Genomic DNA, 19402 nt, shown 5'->3' on the forward strand with positions numbered 1-19402 from the left:
AGTTTTAGCTTGCCAGTTATAGAGTATATTCAAAAACTAATGCAGCACTTTAGCCCAACTACGGTGCAGCTGATTATTAGTAGTTTGGTCATCGCGCTGTATTTTATGATCAGTCGGCGTTTGGCACCCTTGCTATTTCAGGTTATTTCGCGCAGCCGCCTTAAAGCTGAAATGCACAAACGTGCATTGGTGGTGTCGCATATTTTACTGGCGTTGCTGCTAGCCGTAGTACTGAGCGTGGTGTGGGGCGTTGATATTCGCGGTTTGCTGGTACTGGCATCGTCAATGATCGCCGTAATCGGTGTCGCGTTATTTGCCGCATGGAGCCTACTGAGTAATATTACTGCGTTTTTTATCTTGCTGGGGCAAAAAGCCTTTGCCGAAGGTATGGAAATACGTGTTATTGATGGTGGTAATCATCTTGAAGGCAAAATTGTTGAAATAAATTTATTTAGCACCGTACTACGTACTAAAGATAATGAACAGATTGTATACCCCAATAACTTATTGATCTCGCGACCAGTAGTCATTTATCCGAAAAAGAGCCGCAAGGTAGTACAAAATACCGTTGCAGAAAAAGCCCAGCGCTGGCGGCGTAAGCTATTGATTGGCAACAAAAGTGAGTAGTATTACCGTGACAGCAACACAATGCACTGCTACATTCGACCAAACGCCATGCTAACTAGAATGTAATCTTGCCCTAATGCGCTTAAAACAGATCAAGCTATCCGGCTTTAAGTCGTTTGTTGATAGCACTACCGTACCTTTTCCCCAGCAAATGACCGCCGTGGTTGGGCCTAATGGTTGCGGCAAATCTAACGTTATAGACGCGGTGCGTTGGGTACTAGGCGAAAGCTCAGCAAAAAACTTACGCGGCGATGCCATGACCGACGTTATCTTTAACGGCTCATCGCAGCGAAAGCCCGTGTCGCAAGCCTCTGTTGAGCTCGTGTTTGAAAATACCGAGGGCCGTTTAACCGGTGGCTTGGCAGATCGTAGCGAAATTTCTATTAAGCGTATTGTTACTCGTGATGCGCAATCTAATTATTTTCTTAATGGCAGTAAGTGCCGTCGTCGCGATATTACCGATATTTTCTTAGGCACTGGCCTTGGCCCGCGCAGTTACGCCATTATTGAACAAGGCATGATTTCGCGCCTAATTGAATCTAAACCACAAGAACTTAGAGTGTTTTTAGAAGAAGCCGCCGGTATTTCCAAATACAAAGAGCGACGCCGCGAAACGGAAAACCGCATTAAACATACCCGCGAAAATTTAGACCGCTTAGCTGATGTGCGTGAAGAGCTGGGCAAAAATATTGAAAAGCTTAAACGACAGGCCACGGCAGCGCAGCGCTATAAAGAGCTTAAAGCCCAAGAGCGTAAGTTAAAAGCAGAGCTAACTACAATAAAATGGCTGCATTATACCAACCATTTTAACGCGCTAGAGCAGCAGCGCTTGCAACAGCAAACAGAACTAGATAAATATCAATCGCAAGAGCTTGGCGATCAGCGGGTGTTGTTAGAGTTAAAGCAGCAAGCGCAAGATGGCCGACAAGCATTAGAGCAAATACAAAGCCAGTTTTATCAGTTAGGCGCATTGATCAGCCGTTTAGAGCAGCAAATTTTGCATCAGCGCCAAACGCAGCAAACCTTGTATGCACAAGCACAACAGGCGAAGCGCAGCTTGCAGCAGGCGAATGACTATATTGCTAGTGAGCAAGCGCAGCAGCATGAGCTAGAGCAGCAGTTACAGCAAGATGAACCTCAGCTAGAAATACTACTGGAGCAACTAGACGAGCTTAGCCAGCAGTTACAGTTGCTAGAAGAAGAACAGCAACAACAACAGCGCGCGTTTATGCACTGGCAACAGCAGCAGTTTAGTTTGCAGCAACAACAGCAACAGCAACAAATGCAATTGCAGAACCAGCAACAGCAACTAAACGACAACCTACAGCAGCAAAACCAATTGCAACAAGAGCTGACCGAATTAGCCTTGGCGCCGCTGCTACAGCGTCAACAGCAGTTAGCCCAACAATTACAGCAAAGCATTAGCCAAGTAGAAAAGGCTGAGCAAGCCTATAATGAGCTGCAGTTAACATTGCAACAGCAGCAGCGGCTTCACCGCGAACTCGACGTGCAGCAGTTGCACGCGAGCTCAGAGTTACAGCAGCTACAGCGAGAGCAACAACGTTTGCAGCAAATGCAGCAGCAAAAAGATGATCAACAGCAACAGTTATTACAACAGCTACAGGTTAAAACTGGCTGGGCTAGCGCGGTGGCATTAGCGCTTGGCCAGTTGCAACACGCAATGGTAGCGCAAAGTATGCAACCAAGCAGCCTAGCTATGGTTAGTACCAATACTCAACCTGCAGCACCTAACAGCCTAGCGACGAAAATTGAGCAAGGTGTTTATCCTGATAGCTTTAACCAAATTATTTGCGCGCAAACGCTAGAGCAGGCGCAACAACTGCAACCGCAGCTGCAAATGGGGCAGTCGGTGATCTGCGCGGAGGGCATTTGGCTGGGCAGTAACTGGTTAATACCCAGTAGCGTCGAGCAGCAAGACAGCTACCTGCTGCGAGTAGAACGTTTAGCTCAACTACAAATAGCTATAGTGGCGGCACAACAACACCAGCAACACATAAATAACCAGCTTGAAGCACAAACCGAGCAGGTAATTGCCGCGACGCAGCAAGTAGAACACGCGCAGCAAGTCGTTAATAACGAGCAGCGTCAGCAACAACAGCTGCAAACTGATCTGCTATTGGCTGAGCAAGCATTGCAGCAAGCGCAAAAGCTGAGCGAGAAACTGGCCACTGAGTACGCAAAATTACAACTTAATCAAGCACAGCAACAAGAGCGTATTGAGCAACTTTCACTGGCGCTAGAGTTAACTGCTGAACAACTGATTGAACATGATAGCGCGCAGCAGCAACTGCAGCAGCAAGGTGGCTCACAGCAGCAACAGTTACAACAATTACGCGCTCAGTTTGAGCAAAAACGTCAGCAACAACAACAGTTGCTCATGCAGCAAAAAGTGGCCGAACAACAACTCAGTACATTACAACAAAACCTTCTGCGTATGCGTTCGCAGCAACAGCAATTACAAGAGCAAGTAAGCGAACTTGAGCAAAAGTTACAAGGCGATGACGAGCCGGAGCTGATATTACAAGAGCAACTACAACAAAGCCTGATTGAGCGCGAAGATGCCGAGCAAAAAATGGTGAGGCAGCAGGATGAACTCGCCAATGTAGAAGCGCAAATTCGGCAGCTTGAACAAGGGCAGCAAGGCATTATGCAGCTGCTAAATAAAAAACGCGCTGCATTAGAAGATTTGCGACTGGATGCAGAAGGCTATCGAGTGCGAGCCAATAATATGATGGAGCTACTACGCGAGCAACAGGCTAACATGAAAGATGTATTAGCTCAGTTGCCAGCCGACGCTGACGAAACAACATGGCAGCAGCAGTTAGATAAAACCATTGATGCGGTAGGCAGGTTAGGGCCGATAAACTTAGCCGCTATTGACGAATACGAACAGCAAGCAGAGCGCAAACATTATCTGGATGCGCAAAATGATGATTTAACCGCAGCAATGGACACCTTAGAAACCGCCATTCGCAAAATTGATAAAGAAACGCGACAAAAATTTAAAGACACCTTCGAGCAGGTTAACGAAGGATTAAAAACCCTGTTTCCTAAGGTGTTCGGTGGCGGCAGTGCGTATTTAGCGTTAACCGAAGAAGACATGCTAGAAACAGGTGTTACTATCATGGCGCGACCGCCAGGGAAAAAAAACAGCACAATACATTTATTATCGGGTGGTGAAAAAGCCCTAACCGCTTTATCATTGGTGTTTTCAATTTTTCGACTTAATCCAGCGCCGTTTTGTATGCTAGATGAAGTAGATGCGCCACTTGACGATGCTAACGTAGGTCGGTTTTGTAATTTGGTGCGAGAAATGTCGGAAACAGTACAATTTATTTATATTAGCCACAATAAAATTGCCATGGAAATGGCGGCACAGTTAATGGGCGTGACGATGCAAGAACCCGGTGTATCACGAGTAGTTGCTGTAGATGTGGATGATGCTGTAAAAATGGCAGCAGCCTCTTAATTAAAGGTAACCTTATGGCTTTCGAATTACGATTAGTATTTATTATTATTGGCGCCCTAATATTGGGAGCGCTGTTGTTGCATGGGTTGTGGACCGTGCGAAAAAATGCTGGGCAGCCTAGGCATAGGTACTACGACGAATCAGTTAAAGAAAACACTGACAAGGCTGAGGGTTTTGATGAGTTGGGTGTGGGTGCTGTGCGTGTCGTTAAAAAAGCGGACAATGCAGCTGCGAGTAACGTAAAACCTGAGATACATCAACGCGAAAGCTTGCCCCGCACTTCGCTAATGCAAAGCGAAGAAGTGCAAGCTGAGTTACCTTTTGATGAGCCGCAAGAGCCAAGATTACATTTTGCTGCTTTAGACGAGGTTGACGCTGCAGAGATGTCATTTGAGGCAGAGCCAATAACCGCGGCGGAAGAGCCGATAACCAGCCCGGAAGAACCAGCAGAAGTACTTATTTTGTATGTGTTGCTACCGGAAAACAAAGAAATGAAAGGCCCAGATTTATTATCACTGCTATTAACACTGGGCTTTAAATACGGTGATATGGATATATTCCACCGTCACCAAGACAGTGCCGGCTCAGGTGCGGTGTTATTTAGTTTGGCCAATATGTTTAACCCAGGTACTTTTGATTTAGAAAATATAAATAAATTAGCAACCCGTGGCGTGAGCTTATTTATGATGTTACCCGGCCCTGGCGAGCCACTACAAAACTTTAATTTAATGCACAATGCGGCTAAAAAACTAGCAGAAGAGTTTGGCGGCCAAGTGCTTGATGGCCAACGCAGTGTATTAACGGTGCAAACTGTGCGGCATTATGTGGATAAAATACGTGAGTTTCAGCGCCAACAATTGATCCATGGTTAAATGCTAAAATAGTATTAGCGAAAACGGCAGGCAGTAGTCCTGCCGTTTTTGTTATGGCAAAATTACAGCAATATTTTTTCGGGCAATTATTTTATGACTCAGTCTATTGTGCTGCAGTTGCAGCAACTGCGACAGCAGTTAGAAGAATACAGTTATCAATATTACGTATTAGATAATCCAAGCATGCCAGATGCAGAATACGACCGATTATATCGCCAGCTACAACAGCTGGAAGCGGCGCACCCTGAACTAATAACGGCTGATTCACCCACCCAACGCGTCGGCGCTGCACCACTAATTAAATTTGGCCAAGTTGCGCACAGTATTTCAATGTTATCGTTAGATAACGCCTTTGATGCTGCTGAATTTCACGCCTTTACTAAACGCATTGCCGAGCGGCTTGATGCGTGCGCCGAGTTTAGTTTTTGTTGTGAACCCAAATTGGATGGTTTAGCGGTAAGCATTCGTTATGAAAATGGCTTATTGGTGCAAGCGGCAACCCGAGGTGATGGTTATACCGGTGAAGATATTACCAGCAATGTAAAAACCATTCGTGCCGTGCCATTAAAGCTAAAAGGCGACAAGGTACCTGCGGTATTAGAAGTACGAGGCGAAGTGTTTATGCCATTGGCTGGCTTTACCGCGATGAATGATAAAGCCCGCGCTGAGGGTGAAAAGATATTTGCCAACCCACGTAATGCGGCGGCGGGTAGTTTGCGACAACTTGATCCGAAAATTAGTGCCCAGCGGCCATTAATGTTTTATGCCTATGCCGTGGGTGCGGTTGACGATGTAAGCGGCTTATTAGATAACCACAGTCATCATCGGCGTTTAATGCAGTTAAAAGACTGGGGTTTGCCGGTGTGCCCAGAAATTCGTTTAGTGAGTGGTGGCGAAGCGGCACTGGAATATTATCAAGACATACTTACTCGGCGGGCTAAGCTTACTTACGAAATTGATGGTGTAGTTATCAAGGTTGATAACCTTGCGCAGCAGCAAGCACTGGGTTTTGTCGCTAGAGCACCACGCTGGGCTATCGCTTTTAAGTTTCCGGCGCAAGAAATGCTTACCTCGCTGTTAGATGTTGAATTTCAGGTAGGGCGCACAGGTGCTATTACGCCGGTTGCGCGTTTAGAGCCAGTGGTAGTGGGCGGTGTTACGGTAAGTAATGCCACCTTACATAATCAGGATGAAATAGAACGGCTAGGTATTAAAATTGGCGACAACGTAATAGTGCGCCGCGCCGGTGATGTTATTCCGCAAATTGTCTCGGTAGTGCTAGAGCAACGCCCTGATGCCGCAACAGATATTGTGTTTCCTACACAGTGTCCGGTATGTGGTTCAGCAATTGAACGTGTAAGTGGTGAAGCCGTAGCGCGTTGCAGTGGTGGTTTGTTTTGTGCAGCGCAGCTAAAAGAATCTATTAAACATTTTGTCTCACGTAAAGCGATGGATATTGACGGCTTAGGCGATAAATTGGTTGAGCAATTAGTTGATCAGCAATTGGTTAAAACGCCGGCGGATATCTACCAGCTAGATATGGCGGCATTGGTTGGCTTAGAGCGCATGGCAGAGAAATCAGCATTAAAGCTATTAGCTGCGATTGCGCAGTCTAAAACTACCAGCTTGCCACGGTTTATTTATGCGTTAGGTATTCGCGAAGTAGGCGAGGCCACCGCCCTTAGTTTGGCTAATCATTTTGCCAGTTTGGAGCAGGTGCAGCAAGCCAGCTTAGAGCAGCTATTAACGGTGCCGGATGTTGGCACTGTTGTTGCTGAGCACCTAACCAGCTTTTTTAACGAATCGCATAACCAAACGGTTATTGCTCAACTAATTGCTGCAGGTATTCACTGGCCAGCCATTGAGCAGCAAGCTGTTACTGAACAGCCGTTTGCTGGGCAAACTCTAGTGCTTACTGGCACCCTAACCAGTATGGGCCGTGATGACGCCAAAGCGCGTTTACAGCGTTTAGGGGCGAAGGTTTCAGGTTCAGTATCAGCTAAAACCCATGCAGTTATCGCAGGCGATAATGCCGGCTCTAAATTAGCTAAAGCCACTGAGCTTAACGTGCCGGTATGGACTGAGCAGCAAATGTTAGATGTGTTTACGCAGTACGGAGTAACCTAGATGCCAGATTTTCTTTATCAGTTATTACTCGATTGGGGCAGTGTATTTCGCCCCTATGTGCGCGATATAGCGCTGGCAATGGTAGCAACCTGCTTGGTGGTATTTGGTGATGACATTAACCGCTTTGTGCGCCGTCAAATTGCTACACTGCATTTTATTTGGCGCACCGGTATTTTTGTCTTGTTATGTGCCTTTGGTTATGGCGCATTAACCATTTTTTTAACGCCGGTAGTGGCGGGCCAACTTGGCAAGCTTAGTAACCTGTGGCTACCTTGGGTTAGCTTAGGTATTTTTACCGTGCTAGGTATTTTGGCACAGCGTAAGCGCCAAGTATGAGTAAAGTACCCCTGTGGCCGGTGCTAGATGATTACGGTTTACAAAAGATACCGCTGCGTTTTTATGGCTTACTATTGCTGTTACTGCGTCCCTATATTTGCTGGGTACTAACGCTAACCTTGCCGCAAGAGCATCGCTCTATGTTGGCGTTTATCTATCCGTTACAAAGTGACTTTATCCTTGCATGCTTAGTTGCTGCACCTGTATTACTTCTTGTCGCGGCGCAAAGCCAACGTAAGCCTAAAGGTTATGCGCCGTGGCGCCATGTTTGGCGCTATGGGCGTTTTATCATGTTGGTCGTAGCAATAGCTGATTTTGCTTTTACGCTATCACATCTACCGTCGCAGTTTATGCTAGACACGCCTTGGCGCGTGGTATCGCCATTATTATTATTGGTTGGCGCTATTTGGCTGGTGTATTCGCAAACCCTAAAAATGGTGTTTTCTGAATGGCCGCTACCGCCTGAATCAAAGCCCGCCGCAGACTAAGCGAGTTTAGACAAATGCTTTTGCTTTAATTGCTCGTAACGTACTAACTGCTCTGGTTTTAGCTTACTGCTGTCAATTAATAACTGACAATGTTGTAGTAGTTGTTGTTTTTGCTGTGGGTTGCACAGCGCCCGTGGCGAGGTTACCAAGGTTTGCCATAGGTTGAGCGCAATGCCAACATTTTTTGGCATCACTTGCCAGGCTAAAATAAAGGCAGAAAATGCTTCTTGCCAATTACCATGTTGGTATAACTGCACCGCGTTATTGTTTAATTCGCGAGGGCCAAGTGGCATAGCGGCACGTTCTTGCTGCTCTTGCGACAAGTAAGCGGCAAATACCGGTTCCGGTTGTTGTTGGCGGCAATGCTGGCTAATACGGCTAAATAAGGTTTTTGATGCATCAGTTAAGCCCACTTCATGTAAGGCTTTAGCTTTGTCTAGCGCATCTTCTAAAGATTGGATCTCGGTATTGTCACTTAACTCAGTTAATAACTGGCGGGCTTTTGCCCGATGATCTTGTAAATACAATAACCGAGCGTGTAACACTTGCTGGGCTTCAGTTAATTGCTGTTGGCCAAATTGGCGCTGTACGGTATTTAGCGATAGGGTAGCCTGACGATTTAAACGGCTTTGTTGCTCGCTGTCATCAACGCTTAAGGCAAAATCGATGCTGGCACGCGCCAAGTTTAAATACAGATCCGGCTGCTCGTACAGTGAGTGTCGGGCAAATTTCACCATATCGCGGGCTGCGCGATACTGCATTTCGTAATCATGGTTTAACCGCGACAGCTGCAGTAGCTTTTGTTGGCGCATTAAATTGCGTGGCGCAATATTGGCGGCGGCGAGAATATGCTGCTGTGCTTGCTGATATTGCTGTTGTTTAAACTCAAGCTCAGATAGGCAGTCTAGGGCAAATAGCCGCGTTTCAGTGCGCACCAGCATGTGTTCTAATTCGGCAAAAGCTTGTGCTTCATTATTATTGTGTAATAAGCAGCGTACCTTGCCTATCTTGGCCCAGCTAAAGGGTTGTAGGTGCAGCATAGCGGTAAAAAAGGTCAGCGCTTCGGTATAGGCTTGCTGTTGCAGCAAGATGTCGCCTTTCATTTTTAGTAATAACGGAAACAGCTTATGTAATTCAGGTTGAGCCAGTTGCTGGTTTAATAAATCTAACGCTTTATCGTATTGTTGATGCTCTAGCTGGCTGTATACAGGGCGTAACTGCAGTTTGCGTTTTAGTACACGTTCAATACGTTGTTGTAAATCACGAATAACATAAGGCTTGGCTAAAAACTCATCTGGCTGCAGTTCTAATACGCTATGTACCAACGCGGGATCGGTTTCTGCGCTAATAAAAATAAGGCCGCAGCTTAATTTATGTAGACCCGTTATTTTTAACTCTTCAAATAGCTGATAGCCATCTTTACCTTGCGGTAAGTTATAAGCACAAATAATCAGATCGTAACTATTTTGTTTACACAAATTAAGCGCTGTGTTCGCGCGGTCGGCATAGCTTAAGTTCTGATAACCTAATTGCTCTAACGCATAGCGTAAATAACTTTGGCTAAGGCTTTGGTCGTCAATAATTAAAATGCGCTCATCGCGTTTAACAGCAGGTTGCATAGTTAGCAGCAAGTCCAAACAGGCAAGATGGGCATCACTATAGCAAATTTTTAACAAAAGATAATGAAGTAGAGGTAAAAGTAGAGCGTTGCTGTTCTAGCTGAAGCTAAAAATGTATGGAGTAAAAGTGTTTTGCAGAAAATGGTGGATTGTACTGGGTTCGAACCAGTGACCCCCGCCTTGTAAGGGCGGTGCTCTCCCAGCTGAGCTAACAATCCATGGGAAAAAGCATATTACAAAAATTGGTGGATTGTACTGGGTTCGAACCAGTGACCCCCGCCTTGTAAGGGCGATGCTCTCCCAGCTGAGCTAACAATCCATGGGATAAAATATGTTACATCAAAATGGTGGATTGTACTGGGTTCGAACCAGTGACCCCCGCCTTGTAAGGGCGATGCTCTCCCAGCTGAGCTAACAATCCATGCCGTTTGATGGCGCTCATTATAGGGAGCATGGTTTTGCTGTCAACATTATTTTATTAAATATGGTTCGCTTGCTGCAAAAGTAAACATAATGCCAATATTTAACTGAAAACATAAGCTAACACCTCACCTAAAGCAGTGCATCCAACGCGGGGCATTGTTACAATACTCGGTATTATTGCACTGTGATGGATAAACTATGTCTCTTGTTACTCGTTTTGCCCCAAGTCCTACTGGTTATTTGCACGTTGGTGGTGCTCGTACCGCGCTATTTAGCTGGTTATATGCAAAAAAAATGGGCGGAAAATTTATTTTGCGTATTGAGGATACCGATTTAGAGCGTTCTACTCAGGAATCCGTCGACGCTATTTTAGAGGGCATGAGCTGGTTGGGATTAGATCATGACGAAGGCCCTTATTATCAAACTAAACGTTTTGATTTATACAAAGAAGTAGTTGCAGAACTTTTAGCCGCAGGCCACGCTTATAAGTGTTTTTGTACCATAGAAGAAGTGGATGCGATGCGCGAAGCGCAAACAGCCGCAGGTGAAAAACCGCGTTATAACGGAATGTGGCGCAACCGCACTGATCACCCAACGGATAAGCCTTATGTGATCCGTTTTAAAAACCCACAAACTGGTGTGGTAGTGATTGATGATTTAATTAAAGGCCGAATTGAAATTGCCAATGCGGAACTTGATGATTTAATTATTGCCAGAAGTGATGGCACACCAACCTATAACTTAACAGTAGTGGTTGATGACTGGAAAATGGGCATCACCCACGTTATTCGTGGCGATGATCACGTAAATAATACGCCACGCCAGATGAATATATTAGCGGCGCTGGGTGCCGATATTCCTAAGTATGCTCATGTGCCGATGATTTTAGGCGATGACGGTAAGCGTTTATCTAAGCGCCATGGCGCGGTAGGTGTAATGCAATATCGTGATAACGGCTTTTTACCCGAGGCGTTATTAAATTATTTAGTGCGGTTGGGTTGGTCGCATGGCGATCAAGAGATTTTTAGTAAAGCAGAGTTAATTCAACTGTTTGATTTAAATAGCTGCAACCGTGCGCCATCAGCGTTTAATACTGACAAGCTTATTTGGTTAAATCAGCATTATATGAAAACCTTACCCGCTGAGCAGGTTGCCAAGCAGTTAGAGTGGCACATTAAAGAGCAAAAGCTTGATATTAGTAATGGCCCAGCGTTAACCGCACTAGTGGCGGCGCAAGCCGAACGGGTAAAAACGTTAAAAGAAATGGTGGAAGTAAGCCGTTATTTTTATGAAGACTTTAGTGAGTTAGATGCGGATGCGGCGAAAAAACATTTACGCCCAGTAGCATTAGAACCGTTGCAAGCTGTTGCTGCGGCGTTATCTGATCTTAGCACTTGGACTGAAGCATCAATTCATCAGGCTATTAACGCTACTGCAGAAAAGCTGGGTGTCGGTATGGGTAAAATTGGTATGCCGTTGCGAGTAGCTGTAACCGGCGGCGGTAACTCGCCAGCGCTAGATATTACACTGGCACTTATTGGTAAAACACGCAGTTTAAACCGACTGGCGCAAGCAATCAGTTTTGTTGAGCAGCGCGCGGCGGAGTAATTTATTACTACATTTGCGCATAATTTACGCTCAATGGCAGAATTACTCAGCTCGTTTAACTGGGCTGAGTAATTCTAGTTGGTACAATAATGGCTTTAATGTTTACTAAAAATAGTATGCTCAGGTGCTCAACTGGTTGAGTAGCGTGATTGGAGTGATATAACGACATAATGCCTGTTTTCTTACGAGCTGCCAGTTTGGCGCTACTTTTGTGTTTGTTTGGTGCGCAAGCGGCAGAGGGTGATGACTTACCCAGTGGCGAAGAGCCGCTGCAGCCAATAGGCTTTTTTGGCACGGTTACCGGCGATATTGAGCTGGGCTTTTTGTTTACGTCAGGTAATACGGACTCTTTTGCTATCCGTGCAAATAGCGAGTTAGTGCATGATTTAGAGTACTTTCGTAATCGCTATCAGATGCAAAGCTTGTTACAAAAAAATAATGTCGCAAGAAATGCTAATGGCGATACACAAAACGTAACCACGGCCAGTCGATATAGTTTTACTGGGCAGAGTAACTACAAGTTAGTAAAAGGCCGAGAATCGATATTTGGCCGCGCCACCTATGCACATGATAAATTTGGTGCGTTTCGTGAACAAGCATCCCTCGCGGTAGGTTATGGTAATCGGGTGTATGAACAACGCACGAGCTATTTTGATCTTGAAACTGGACCGGGTTTTTCCTATAGCAATACCGCCGCGAGCGTAACTCATAGCGGTGTAATTTGGTTTGTTGCTGCGAACTTAGATTATGCTTTGTTTGATACGAGCAGCTTTCGCCAAACGCTGGAAGGGGCACTATCATTAGACGGTGAAAATACTATTTTTCTGAGCCGCAGCAGTATCACCACTAAAATCATTGACAAACTGTCTATGCGTTTTAGTTTTATTGTCAAATACAACTCAGAGCCAGAAGGTGATTTACGTAAAGCCGATACCGAAACCTCGGCTTCTTTGGTGTATACCTTCTAAATTAAAGGTCTGCTTTATACGTCATTAAAGTAACGCAGCTATGGCATTACTCATACTGGTGGGCTTCGTTTTTGGTGCATAACGGGCAATGACTTGTCCCTGCTTATTTATTAAGAACTTGGTGAAGTTCCATTTAATTGCGCGGGTATTTAACACACCACGAGCTTGATCTTTTAAGTAGCTAAACAAAGGCGCTGCCTCTGGACCATTAACTAAAATCTTGCTCATAACCGGAAAGCTGACACCAAAATTTATTTCACAAAATTGCTGAATATCACTATCTGCAGCAGGTTCTTGACCACCAAATTGATTACACGGAAAAGCCAAAATAACTAAACCCTTGTCGTGGTATGTTTGGTGTAGCGCCTCTAGTTCTTTATACTGAGGGGTAAAACCGCACTGGCTTGCAGTGTTAACGATTAAAAGTACCTTACCCTGATATTGGCTTAGGCTAACCTTATTACCTTGCGCATCGTTAACACTATGCTCATACACATTATTTATAGCCTCGTTCATAACTTTTCCATCCTTAAATGCTTTCAATCCGGCGCATATCTTTGTAAGCTCAACAGCCCAGTATGTCACAGTTTAAGTCAGTTATATGTCGAATCAAAATAGTAAAAAAGTCGCGTTTATTGGTCTTGGTGTTATGGGTTACCCAATGGCAGGTTACCTACAGCAAAAGGGCTACCAGGTAACGGTATATAACCGCACTACAGCGAAGGCAGAGCAATGGGCTACGCAGTATAAGGGTAACTTTGCCGATACGCCGGCCAAGGCCGCACAGGGCGCTGAGTTAGTGTTTATGTGCGTAGGCAATGACGACGATGTGCGCTCCATTGTGTACGGCGAGCAGGGTGTGCTTAGCGGTATGCATGCTGGTGCGGTACTCGTTGACCATACTACAGCATCGGCAGACTTAGCGCGTGAGCTAGCCGCCAATGCCCAGCAGCAAAGCGTAGGGTTTTTAGATGCTCCAGTGTCAGGTGGACAAGCGGGTGCTGAAAACGGCGTATTAACCGTGATGGTAGGCGGTGAGCCTGCCGCTTTTGCTAAAGCGGAGGCCGCAATTAGCTGTTATTCGCGCTGCGTTAAGTTGTTAGGGCCTGCTGGTTCTGGTCAGCTAGCGAAAATGGTTAACCAAATATGTATTGCTGGTGTAGTACAAGGTTTGGCCGAAGCGTTAAACTTTGCGCAAAATGCCGGCTTAGATGGTGCTGCGGTAGTTGAAGTTATTTCACAAGGTGCAGCATCATCTTGGCAGATGCAAAACCGCTCGTTGACAATGCTAGACGGTAAGTATGACTTTGGCTTTGCGGTAGACTGGATGCGTAAAGACTTAGGTATAGCACTTGCCGAAGCGCGTAATAATGGCAGCCATTTACCAGTAACGGCATTGGTTGATCAGTTTTACAGTGAAGTGCAACAAATGGGCGGCAAACGTTGGGATACCTCAAGTTTACTGGCGCGATTAAAGCGCTAAACGCGGATCGGGCATAAAGTCTAGTTCAGTATTACTGGCTAAACAGCGACTAAAGTTAGCATGCTTGGGGTTAAGCAAAATATTGTTTTCTCTTGGTGCTAATACGCTAGGCACTGCTAAGGCTAAACTAGCGGTTTGGTTTAGCCAGCTATCACCAATACGCGCTGTTTCCGCGGTGGCAGGTTGCTCACGCCAGCTAGCAGGTAATGTGCTAGTGCTTATTTGCATCAGTTCGTTGCGTTCAATTGTTAATTGAAATAGCCGGTAATGGTTTAATGCCACACGATTATTTAAATGCACTAAAATCTCTAAAATAGCTAAGGCTTCACTGCCAGCGGTATAAATACAAAGCTGGCCTTTGCTATTCCAACGCCCACCAAATAAACGTGCACCTTCACCGTCAAAAGCTTGTGCAGCCCATTTACTATGTACTAAACGATATAGCTTTATGCTATTGCTCATTCAGCGGCGTTCCCGTTTCGCTACACCGTTAATAAACCGCATTAGGCAAACACACCGTGTTCTAAGCGGCCAATTAAATCGAGTATGGCTTGAGTTTCTGCCGATGTAGCCAGCATATCTAATGGGGCTTTATCGCCAAGGCCGTAAACTGGCTCGATTAACCAACGACTGGCGGCAGGAATGTTATCATTAAATAAAGCGGTAGCCGCCACTAGTACCGTAGCAAAACGATATAACCGATCGCTTTCATCTTGAGAAAATTTACCGCTTTTAGCGCGTCGGGATAAGGTTGCCGGTGCTAGCTGACATACTGACGCTAATTGCTTTTTATCTAGACCAGATAAACTAGCGAGCGTGTCAAAAACCCGATAACTAAAGCCATCATGAAGCGCTTGATATAATTTAGGCCCGCGCTCGGCAATACCTAGCTGCTGCCAAATATTATTAGCTTGATAAAGCTGAGGGGTAAATTCTTTGACTAATGCAATCATGCTACACCTTTTTTATCAAATGGTACTTTGTAAGTGTATCAGATGATAGGTGCTTGGTCAAAAATTCAACGAGGTAAAGAGGGTAGCGCGCAATAATAGCGCGCCACTAAAGATTAAAGCGTAATTTAGTTAAACGCCATTTCAGGTATGTCACCAGAAACAATTAGTTTACCACCCGTTTTTTGCTGAATTTCTTCAACAGAAATTCCCGGTGCGCGTTCTAGTAAATGAAATGCACCATCGCGTACTTCTAATACTGCCAAATCGGTAACAATTTTCTTTACACAGCCAACGCCAGTTAATGGCAGACTGCAATTGTCTAGTAACTTACTATTACCGTATTTGTCGGCGTGTGTCATAGTAACTACAATATTTTGCGCGCCGGCCACTAAATCCATAGCGCCGCCCATGCCTTTAACGAGCTTACCTGGGATCATCCAGCTAGCAATATTGCCGTTTTGATCTACTTCAAACGCACCTAGCACAGTTAAATCAACATGGCCGCCGCGGATCATGGCAAAGCTTTCTGCTGAATTAAAAATAGCAGCGCCCTTGATAGCGGTAACGGTTTCTTTGCCTGCGTTAATCATGTCGGCGTCTAGTTCAGCTTCAGTAGGGTATGGGCCCATACCTAACAGGCCGTTCTCTGATTGCAACATAACTTCGATGCCTGCTGGCACATAGTTGGCAACTAAAGTAGGAATACCTATGCCTAAGTTAACGTAGTAACCGTCTTGAAGCTCTTGTGCCACACGCATGGCAACCTGTTCACGAGTTAAAGCCATTGTTGCCTCCTTAATCTTGACGCACGGTGCGACGTTCAATACGTTTTTCAAAGTTACCTTTGATCACGCGCTGTACATAAATGCCCGGAGTATGAATTTGTGACGGTTCTAGCTCACCCGGTTCAACAATTTCTTCTACTTCAGCCACAGTAATTTTACCAGCCGTTGCCGCCATTGGGTTGAAGTTCATTGAAGTGTGGCGGAACATCAGGTTGCCATAACGGTCGGCTTTCCACGCGCGAACTATGGCAAAATCGCCAGTGATAGATTCTTCTAACACATAGTTACGGCCTTTAATTTCACGGGTTTCTTTACCCTCAGCAACAGGAGTGCCGTAGCCGGTAGCAGTAAAAAATGCCGGAATACCTGCACCACCAGCGCGCATTTTCTCGGCTAGCGTACCTTGTGGTGTTAGCTCAACTTCTAATTCGCCATTTAATAACTGCTTTTCAAACAGGGCATTTTCGCCAACGTATGAAGCAATCATTTTTTTAATTTGTCGATCTTCTAATAAAATACCTAAGCCAAAGCCGTCAACACCACAGTTGTTTGACACTACGGTTAAGTCTTTGGTGGCCATTTTTTTAATTTGATCAATTAAGCCCTCTGGAATACCGCATAAACCAAAGCCACCAGCGATAACGGTCATGCCGTCTTGCAAGCCTGCCATGGCGTCTTCGTAGCTATGTACTACTTTATTAAACCCTGCCATTTTTTGTCCTCTGAGCGCTATGTTTAGTTGTTAGTTTGCGTGCATTTGGCGCCAAGTGCCAATCCTACTTTAGAACTAGGCTGCTTGCCCAGCTTGTCAGTAATAAACCAACCCGCTTTGGCTAGCGCCTGTAAATCTACGCCGTGGTTAATACCAAGGCCATTGAGTAAATACACCACATCTTCACTGGCCACATTGCCTGAGGCGCCAGCGGCGTAAGGGCAGCCGCCTAAACCGGCGACGGCGCAGTCAATAACACTAATGCCACGCTGTAAGGCGACATAAATATTGGTTAAGGCTTGGCCGTAAGTATCATGAAAATGTACCGCCAGTTTATCTACTGGCACAACAGCTAATACCGCATCTAACATAGCGTTGACTTTATCTGGGGTACCCACACCTATGGTATCGCCTAGCGAAATTTCGTAGCAGCCCATATTTAATAACGCCTTGGCAACACGGGCCACTTCGGCTGGGGCAACGTCACCTTGATAGGGGCAACCCACCACGCAGGAGACATAGCCGCGCACTTTAATGCCGTCGGTTTTGGCTGTGGCCATAACAGGAGCAAATCGGGCTAAGCTTTCGCTAATAGAGCAGTTAATGTTTTTTTGGCTAAAGGCTTCAGATGCTGCGCCAAAAATAGCCACTTCACTGGCGTTGGCAGCTTTAGCTGCAGCGTAGCCTTGCAAGTTAGGTGTAAGTGCGGCGTAAGTAACGTTAGTGCTGCGGGTTATGCCAGCAAAAACCTCACTAGAGTCGGCCATTTGTGGCACCCACTTAGCAGAGACAAAAGCACCGCTTTCAATATAGCTGTGGCCAGCAGCACTTAGCATATTAATCAGTGTAATTTTGTCTTGAGTGCTAACTGTCGCTTCATTTTGTAAGCCATCGCGCGGGCCAACTTCAACTAGGCGTACATTTTTCGGTAGGCTCATGCGTCCTCCGCCGTAAAATCAACCAGTTCAGCGCCGTCTTTTACCAGATCACCGGCAGCATAAAATACATCATTAACCACACCGTTTTTCGGCGCTTTAATGCTGTATTCCATTTTCATCGCTTCCATTATTACTAAGGTATCACCGGCTGCTACTGTAGCGCCTTTTTGTGCGATAACCGCCACTATGGTGCCGTTCATAGGCGCAGTTAAGCTGCCTGCATGCTCAGAGCCATCGTGTTCAATAGTAACTTCGGTTTGATAAATAAAATCGTAACGCTGATTTTTTAGAAATACACTGATTGTATCTTGATAACGACTAACACGGACCTTAATAAGCTGCTCGCCCATTACTACACTTAGCTTATCGCCGTGTAATTGTGCGCTGCAACTTAGCTGCTGGCCGGCAACCTTAACTAGGTAGTTATTTGCGGTTTGCGCAATGCTTAGCTGATGTTTGGTTTCACCTTGCTGTAAGCTAAGTTGAATAGTCGGTAATTCATTTAGCTGCCAACCCTTATTGCATTGCCATGGGTTAGTGCTATTTGTATTGTGTTGTTGCAGCAAAATAAATAACCCAGCGAAAACTAAAGCTTGATCATCTTGTTTGTTCACTGGTGCAAATAGGCTGTCATGGTGTTGATTAATAAAATTAGTATCGAGCTGAGCCGCTTTAAACGCAGGGTGTGCAGTTAGACGAGTCAAAAAGCCTAGGTTTGTGGTAACACCCGCAATGCGGTAATCGTCTAGGGCGCGTAACATGCGGTTAATAGCGCGGTCACGGTTTTCATCCCAAACAATAAGCTTGGCTATCATGGGGTCGTAAAACGGTGAAACTTCATCGTTTTCAATTACACCCGTGTCTATCCGCACATGGCGGTTAGCCTCTGGCTGGCGTAAATAACTCAGTTTACCGGTAGCCGGCATAAAGTCGTTATCAGGGTCTTCGGCATACACGCGCACTTCAATGGCATGGCCGTTAATTTGCACTTGGCTTTGTGTTAGCGGCAAAGCTTCGCCAGCGGCGACCAATAATTGCCACTGCACTAAGTCTTGTCCGGTAATCATTTCGGTAACGGGGTGTTCAACCTGCAGTCGGGTATTCATTTCCATAAAATAGAATGAACCGTCTTCGTCAAACAAAAACTCAACCGTACCCGCGCCGCGGTAATTAATGGCTTTGGCGGCTTTAACTGCGGCTTCGCCCATGGCTTTGCGCTGTTCAGCGCTAAAATTAGGCGCTGGCGCTTCTTCAATGACCTTCTGATGGCGGCGTTGAATAGAGCAGTCGCGCTCGGCTAAATACACGGCATTGCCATGATTGTCGGCAAATACCTGAATTTCAATGTGGCGTGGTTTAGTAAGGTAGCGCTCAATTAGCATTTTGTCGTTGCCAAAACCGGCTTTGGCTTCACGTCGCGCGCTGGCAAGAGCTTCGCTAAATTCTTCTTTTTTCCATACCACCCGCATGCCTTTACCGCCGCCGCCATAGGCTGCTTTTAACAGTTGCGGATAACCAATTTTGGCTGATTCGTCTGCTAATAGCTGATCAGATTGATCATCGCCATGATAGCCAGGCACCAATGGTACTCCGGCTTGCTGCATAATAATTTTAGCGGCACTTTTAGAGCCCATAGCGGTAATAGCATCTACCGGCGGGCCAATAAAGATGATACCTGCTGCATCACAAGCTTTAGCAAATTCTTCGTTTTCAGACAAAAAACCATAGCCAGGATGTATTGCTTCAGCACCGGCTTTTTTAGCAATGGCAATAATTTTGTCTGCGCGTAAGTAAGAGTCTTTACTCGGTGCTGGGCCTAGCAAATAAGCTTCGTCTGCCATGCGCACATGACGAGCATTGGCGTCGGCTTCTGAATATACGGCAACACAGCTGATCCCCAACTTGTGGGCAGTATCGATCACGCGACAAGCAATTTCGCCGCGGTTGGCGATGAGAATTTTGCGAAACATTAT

17 protein-coding genes and 3 tRNA genes are annotated in these 19402 nt (G+C 45.7%); 9 read left to right on the forward strand and 11 right to left on the reverse strand.

Annotation, left to right across the window (positions count from 1 at the left end; all coding sequences use genetic code 11):
• The first annotated feature begins 9 nt into the window (after positions 1-9).
• The 6 genes from E0Z06_RS05660 to E0Z06_RS05685 all read left to right on the forward strand — a co-directional run bounded on the left by E0Z06_RS05660 (position 10) and on the right by E0Z06_RS05685 (position 7940).
• Complete coding sequence (locus tag E0Z06_RS05660) at positions 10-627, forward strand: mechanosensitive ion channel domain-containing protein (RefSeq protein ID WP_207903149.1); 618 nt, start codon at positions 10-12, stop codon at positions 625-627.
• Between the two features lie 76 nt (positions 628-703).
• On the forward strand, positions 704-4117 hold the full coding sequence (gene smc / locus E0Z06_RS05665; protein WP_132582719.1) for a chromosome segregation protein SMC: 3414 nt from the start codon (positions 704-706) through the stop codon (positions 4115-4117).
• Positions 4118-4131: 14 nt separating this feature from the next.
• Positions 4132-4989: a cell division protein ZipA gene (zipA, locus tag E0Z06_RS05670; RefSeq protein WP_132582721.1), complete on the forward strand. Its 858-nt coding sequence runs from the start codon at positions 4132-4134 to the stop codon at positions 4987-4989.
• Positions 4990-5082: 93 nt separating this feature from the next.
• Positions 5083-7116 carry an NAD-dependent DNA ligase LigA gene (ligA, locus tag E0Z06_RS05675; RefSeq protein WP_132582723.1) on the forward strand — a complete coding sequence of 678 codons (2034 nt, stop codon included), beginning with the start codon at positions 5083-5085 and terminating at the stop codon, positions 7114-7116.
• Positions 7117-7452, forward strand: a complete 336-nt coding sequence (locus tag E0Z06_RS05680) for a DUF3392 domain-containing protein (protein WP_132582725.1) — start codon at positions 7117-7119, stop codon at positions 7450-7452. It abuts the gene before it with no gap.
• Positions 7449-7940 (forward strand): DUF2919 family protein, encoded by a 492-nt coding sequence (locus tag E0Z06_RS05685; RefSeq protein WP_132582727.1) that lies wholly within the window; start codon positions 7449-7451, stop codon positions 7938-7940. The genes E0Z06_RS05680 and E0Z06_RS05685 overlap by 4 nt, the downstream gene beginning before the upstream one ends.
• Here the strand turns inward: E0Z06_RS05685 and E0Z06_RS05690 are convergent.
• From E0Z06_RS05690 to E0Z06_RS05705, 4 genes are all read right to left on the reverse strand, one after another.
• Positions 7937-9559, reverse strand: a complete 1623-nt coding sequence (locus E0Z06_RS05690) for a response regulator (protein WP_132582729.1) — start codon at positions 9557-9559, stop codon at positions 7937-7939. The genes E0Z06_RS05685 and E0Z06_RS05690 overlap by 4 nt on opposite strands.
• Positions 9560-9701: 142 nt before the next feature.
• Positions 9702-9777, reverse strand: a tRNA-Val gene (locus E0Z06_RS05695).
• A gap of 25 nt (positions 9778-9802) precedes the next feature.
• A tRNA-Val gene (locus E0Z06_RS05700) sits at positions 9803-9878 on the reverse strand.
• 26 nt (positions 9879-9904) lie between these two features.
• Positions 9905-9980: transfer RNA gene (locus E0Z06_RS05705), tRNA-Val, on the reverse strand.
• A 200-nt stretch (positions 9981-10180) separates the two neighbouring features.
• Between E0Z06_RS05705 and gltX the strand changes: the two genes are divergently transcribed.
• Positions 10181-11590, forward strand: a complete 1410-nt coding sequence (gene gltX / locus E0Z06_RS05710) for a glutamate--tRNA ligase (protein WP_132582731.1) — start codon at positions 10181-10183, stop codon at positions 11588-11590.
• Between the two features lie 170 nt (positions 11591-11760).
• The gene (locus E0Z06_RS05715; RefSeq protein WP_132582733.1) at positions 11761-12558 is read left to right on the forward strand and encodes a DUF481 domain-containing protein; all 798 of its coding nucleotides are present in this window, start codon (positions 11761-11763) and stop codon (positions 12556-12558) included.
• Positions 12559-12582: 24 nt separating this feature from the next.
• On the opposite strand, the gene E0Z06_RS05720 is transcribed toward E0Z06_RS05715, so the two are convergent.
• Positions 12583-13074, reverse strand: a complete 492-nt coding sequence (locus E0Z06_RS05720; protein WP_132582735.1) for a glutathione peroxidase — start codon at positions 13072-13074, stop codon at positions 12583-12585.
• Positions 13075-13159: 85 nt separating this feature from the next.
• Here E0Z06_RS05720 and E0Z06_RS05725 point away from each other — a divergent pair, with 85 nt between their 5' ends.
• A complete protein-coding gene (locus E0Z06_RS05725; protein ID WP_132582737.1) occupies positions 13160-14041 on the forward strand; it encodes an NAD(P)-dependent oxidoreductase in 882 nt (293 codons plus the stop codon).
• On the opposite strand, the gene E0Z06_RS05730 is transcribed toward E0Z06_RS05725, so the two are convergent.
• The 6 genes from E0Z06_RS05730 to E0Z06_RS05755 all read right to left on the reverse strand — a co-directional run bounded on the left by E0Z06_RS05730 (position 14030) and on the right by E0Z06_RS05755 (position 19399).
• Entirely contained in the window at positions 14030-14503 is a 474-nt protein-coding gene (locus E0Z06_RS05730) for an RES domain-containing protein (RefSeq protein WP_132582739.1), read from the reverse strand. The two genes, E0Z06_RS05725 and E0Z06_RS05730, sit on opposite strands and share 12 nt — an antisense overlap.
• A gap of 41 nt (positions 14504-14544) precedes the next feature.
• Entirely contained in the window at positions 14545-14994 is a 450-nt protein-coding gene (locus E0Z06_RS05735) for an antitoxin Xre-like helix-turn-helix domain-containing protein (protein WP_132582740.1), read from the reverse strand.
• 125 nt (positions 14995-15119) lie between these two features.
• Positions 15120-15779, reverse strand: coding sequence for a CoA transferase subunit B (locus E0Z06_RS05740; protein ID WP_132582742.1), 660 nt, complete (start codon positions 15777-15779; stop codon positions 15120-15122).
• A gap of 10 nt (positions 15780-15789) precedes the next feature.
• Positions 15790-16491 (reverse strand): CoA transferase subunit A, encoded by a 702-nt coding sequence (locus tag E0Z06_RS05745; protein ID WP_132582744.1) that lies wholly within the window; start codon positions 16489-16491, stop codon positions 15790-15792.
• A 23-nt stretch (positions 16492-16514) separates the two neighbouring features.
• Positions 16515-17429, reverse strand: a complete 915-nt coding sequence (locus E0Z06_RS05750) for a hydroxymethylglutaryl-CoA lyase (protein ID WP_132582746.1) — start codon at positions 17427-17429, stop codon at positions 16515-16517.
• Entirely contained in the window at positions 17426-19399 is a 1974-nt protein-coding gene (locus E0Z06_RS05755) for an acetyl/propionyl/methylcrotonyl-CoA carboxylase subunit alpha (RefSeq protein ID WP_132582748.1), read from the reverse strand. Before E0Z06_RS05755 ends, E0Z06_RS05750 begins: the two co-directional genes overlap by 4 nt.
• Between the last annotated feature and the right edge of the window lie 3 nt (positions 19400-19402).

Origin of the sequence: Rheinheimera sp. D18 (assembly GCF_004345025.1) — a bacterium.
Taxonomy (GTDB): domain Bacteria; phylum Pseudomonadota; class Gammaproteobacteria; order Enterobacterales; family Alteromonadaceae; genus Alishewanella; species Alishewanella metallidurans.

Bases quoted from the DNA above. Each gene is read 5' to 3' on its own strand.
- E0Z06_RS05715 (WP_132582733.1), top strand. From the start codon at position 11,761: ATGCCTGTTTTCTTACGAGCTGCCAGTTTGGCGCTACTTTTGTGTTTG.
- E0Z06_RS05720 (WP_132582735.1), bottom strand. From the start codon at position 13,074: ATGAACGAGGCTATAAATAATGTGTATGAGCATAGTGTTAACGATGCG.
- smc (WP_132582719.1), top strand. From the start codon at position 704: ATGCGCTTAAAACAGATCAAGCTATCCGGCTTTAAGTCGTTTGTTGAT.
- E0Z06_RS05750 (WP_132582746.1), bottom strand. From the start codon at position 17,429: ATGAGCCTACCGAAAAATGTACGCCTAGTTGAAGTTGGCCCGCGCGAT.
- E0Z06_RS05735 (WP_132582740.1), bottom strand. From the start codon at position 14,994: ATGATTGCATTAGTCAAAGAATTTACCCCTCAGCTTTATCAAGCTAAT.
- E0Z06_RS05725 (WP_132582737.1), top strand. From the start codon at position 13,160: ATGTCGAATCAAAATAGTAAAAAAGTCGCGTTTATTGGTCTTGGTGTT.
- E0Z06_RS05730 (WP_132582739.1), bottom strand. From the start codon at position 14,503: ATGAGCAATAGCATAAAGCTATATCGTTTAGTACATAGTAAATGGGCT.
- E0Z06_RS05685 (WP_132582727.1), top strand. From the start codon at position 7,449: ATGAGTAAAGTACCCCTGTGGCCGGTGCTAGATGATTACGGTTTACAA.
- E0Z06_RS05740 (WP_132582742.1), bottom strand. From the start codon at position 15,779: ATGGCTTTAACTCGTGAACAGGTTGCCATGCGTGTGGCACAAGAGCTT.
- zipA (WP_132582721.1), top strand. From the start codon at position 4,132: ATGGCTTTCGAATTACGATTAGTATTTATTATTATTGGCGCCCTAATA.
- E0Z06_RS05755 (WP_132582748.1), bottom strand. From the start codon at position 19,399: ATGTTTCGCAAAATTCTCATCGCCAACCGCGGCGAAATTGCTTGTCGC.
- E0Z06_RS05680 (WP_132582725.1), top strand. From the start codon at position 7,117: ATGCCAGATTTTCTTTATCAGTTATTACTCGATTGGGGCAGTGTATTT.
- E0Z06_RS05745 (WP_132582744.1), bottom strand. From the start codon at position 16,491: ATGGCAGGGTTTAATAAAGTAGTACATAGCTACGAAGACGCCATGGCA.
- ligA (WP_132582723.1), top strand. From the start codon at position 5,083: ATGACTCAGTCTATTGTGCTGCAGTTGCAGCAACTGCGACAGCAGTTA.
- gltX (WP_132582731.1), top strand. From the start codon at position 10,181: ATGTCTCTTGTTACTCGTTTTGCCCCAAGTCCTACTGGTTATTTGCAC.
- E0Z06_RS05690 (WP_132582729.1), bottom strand. From the start codon at position 9,559: ATGCAACCTGCTGTTAAACGCGATGAGCGCATTTTAATTATTGACGAC.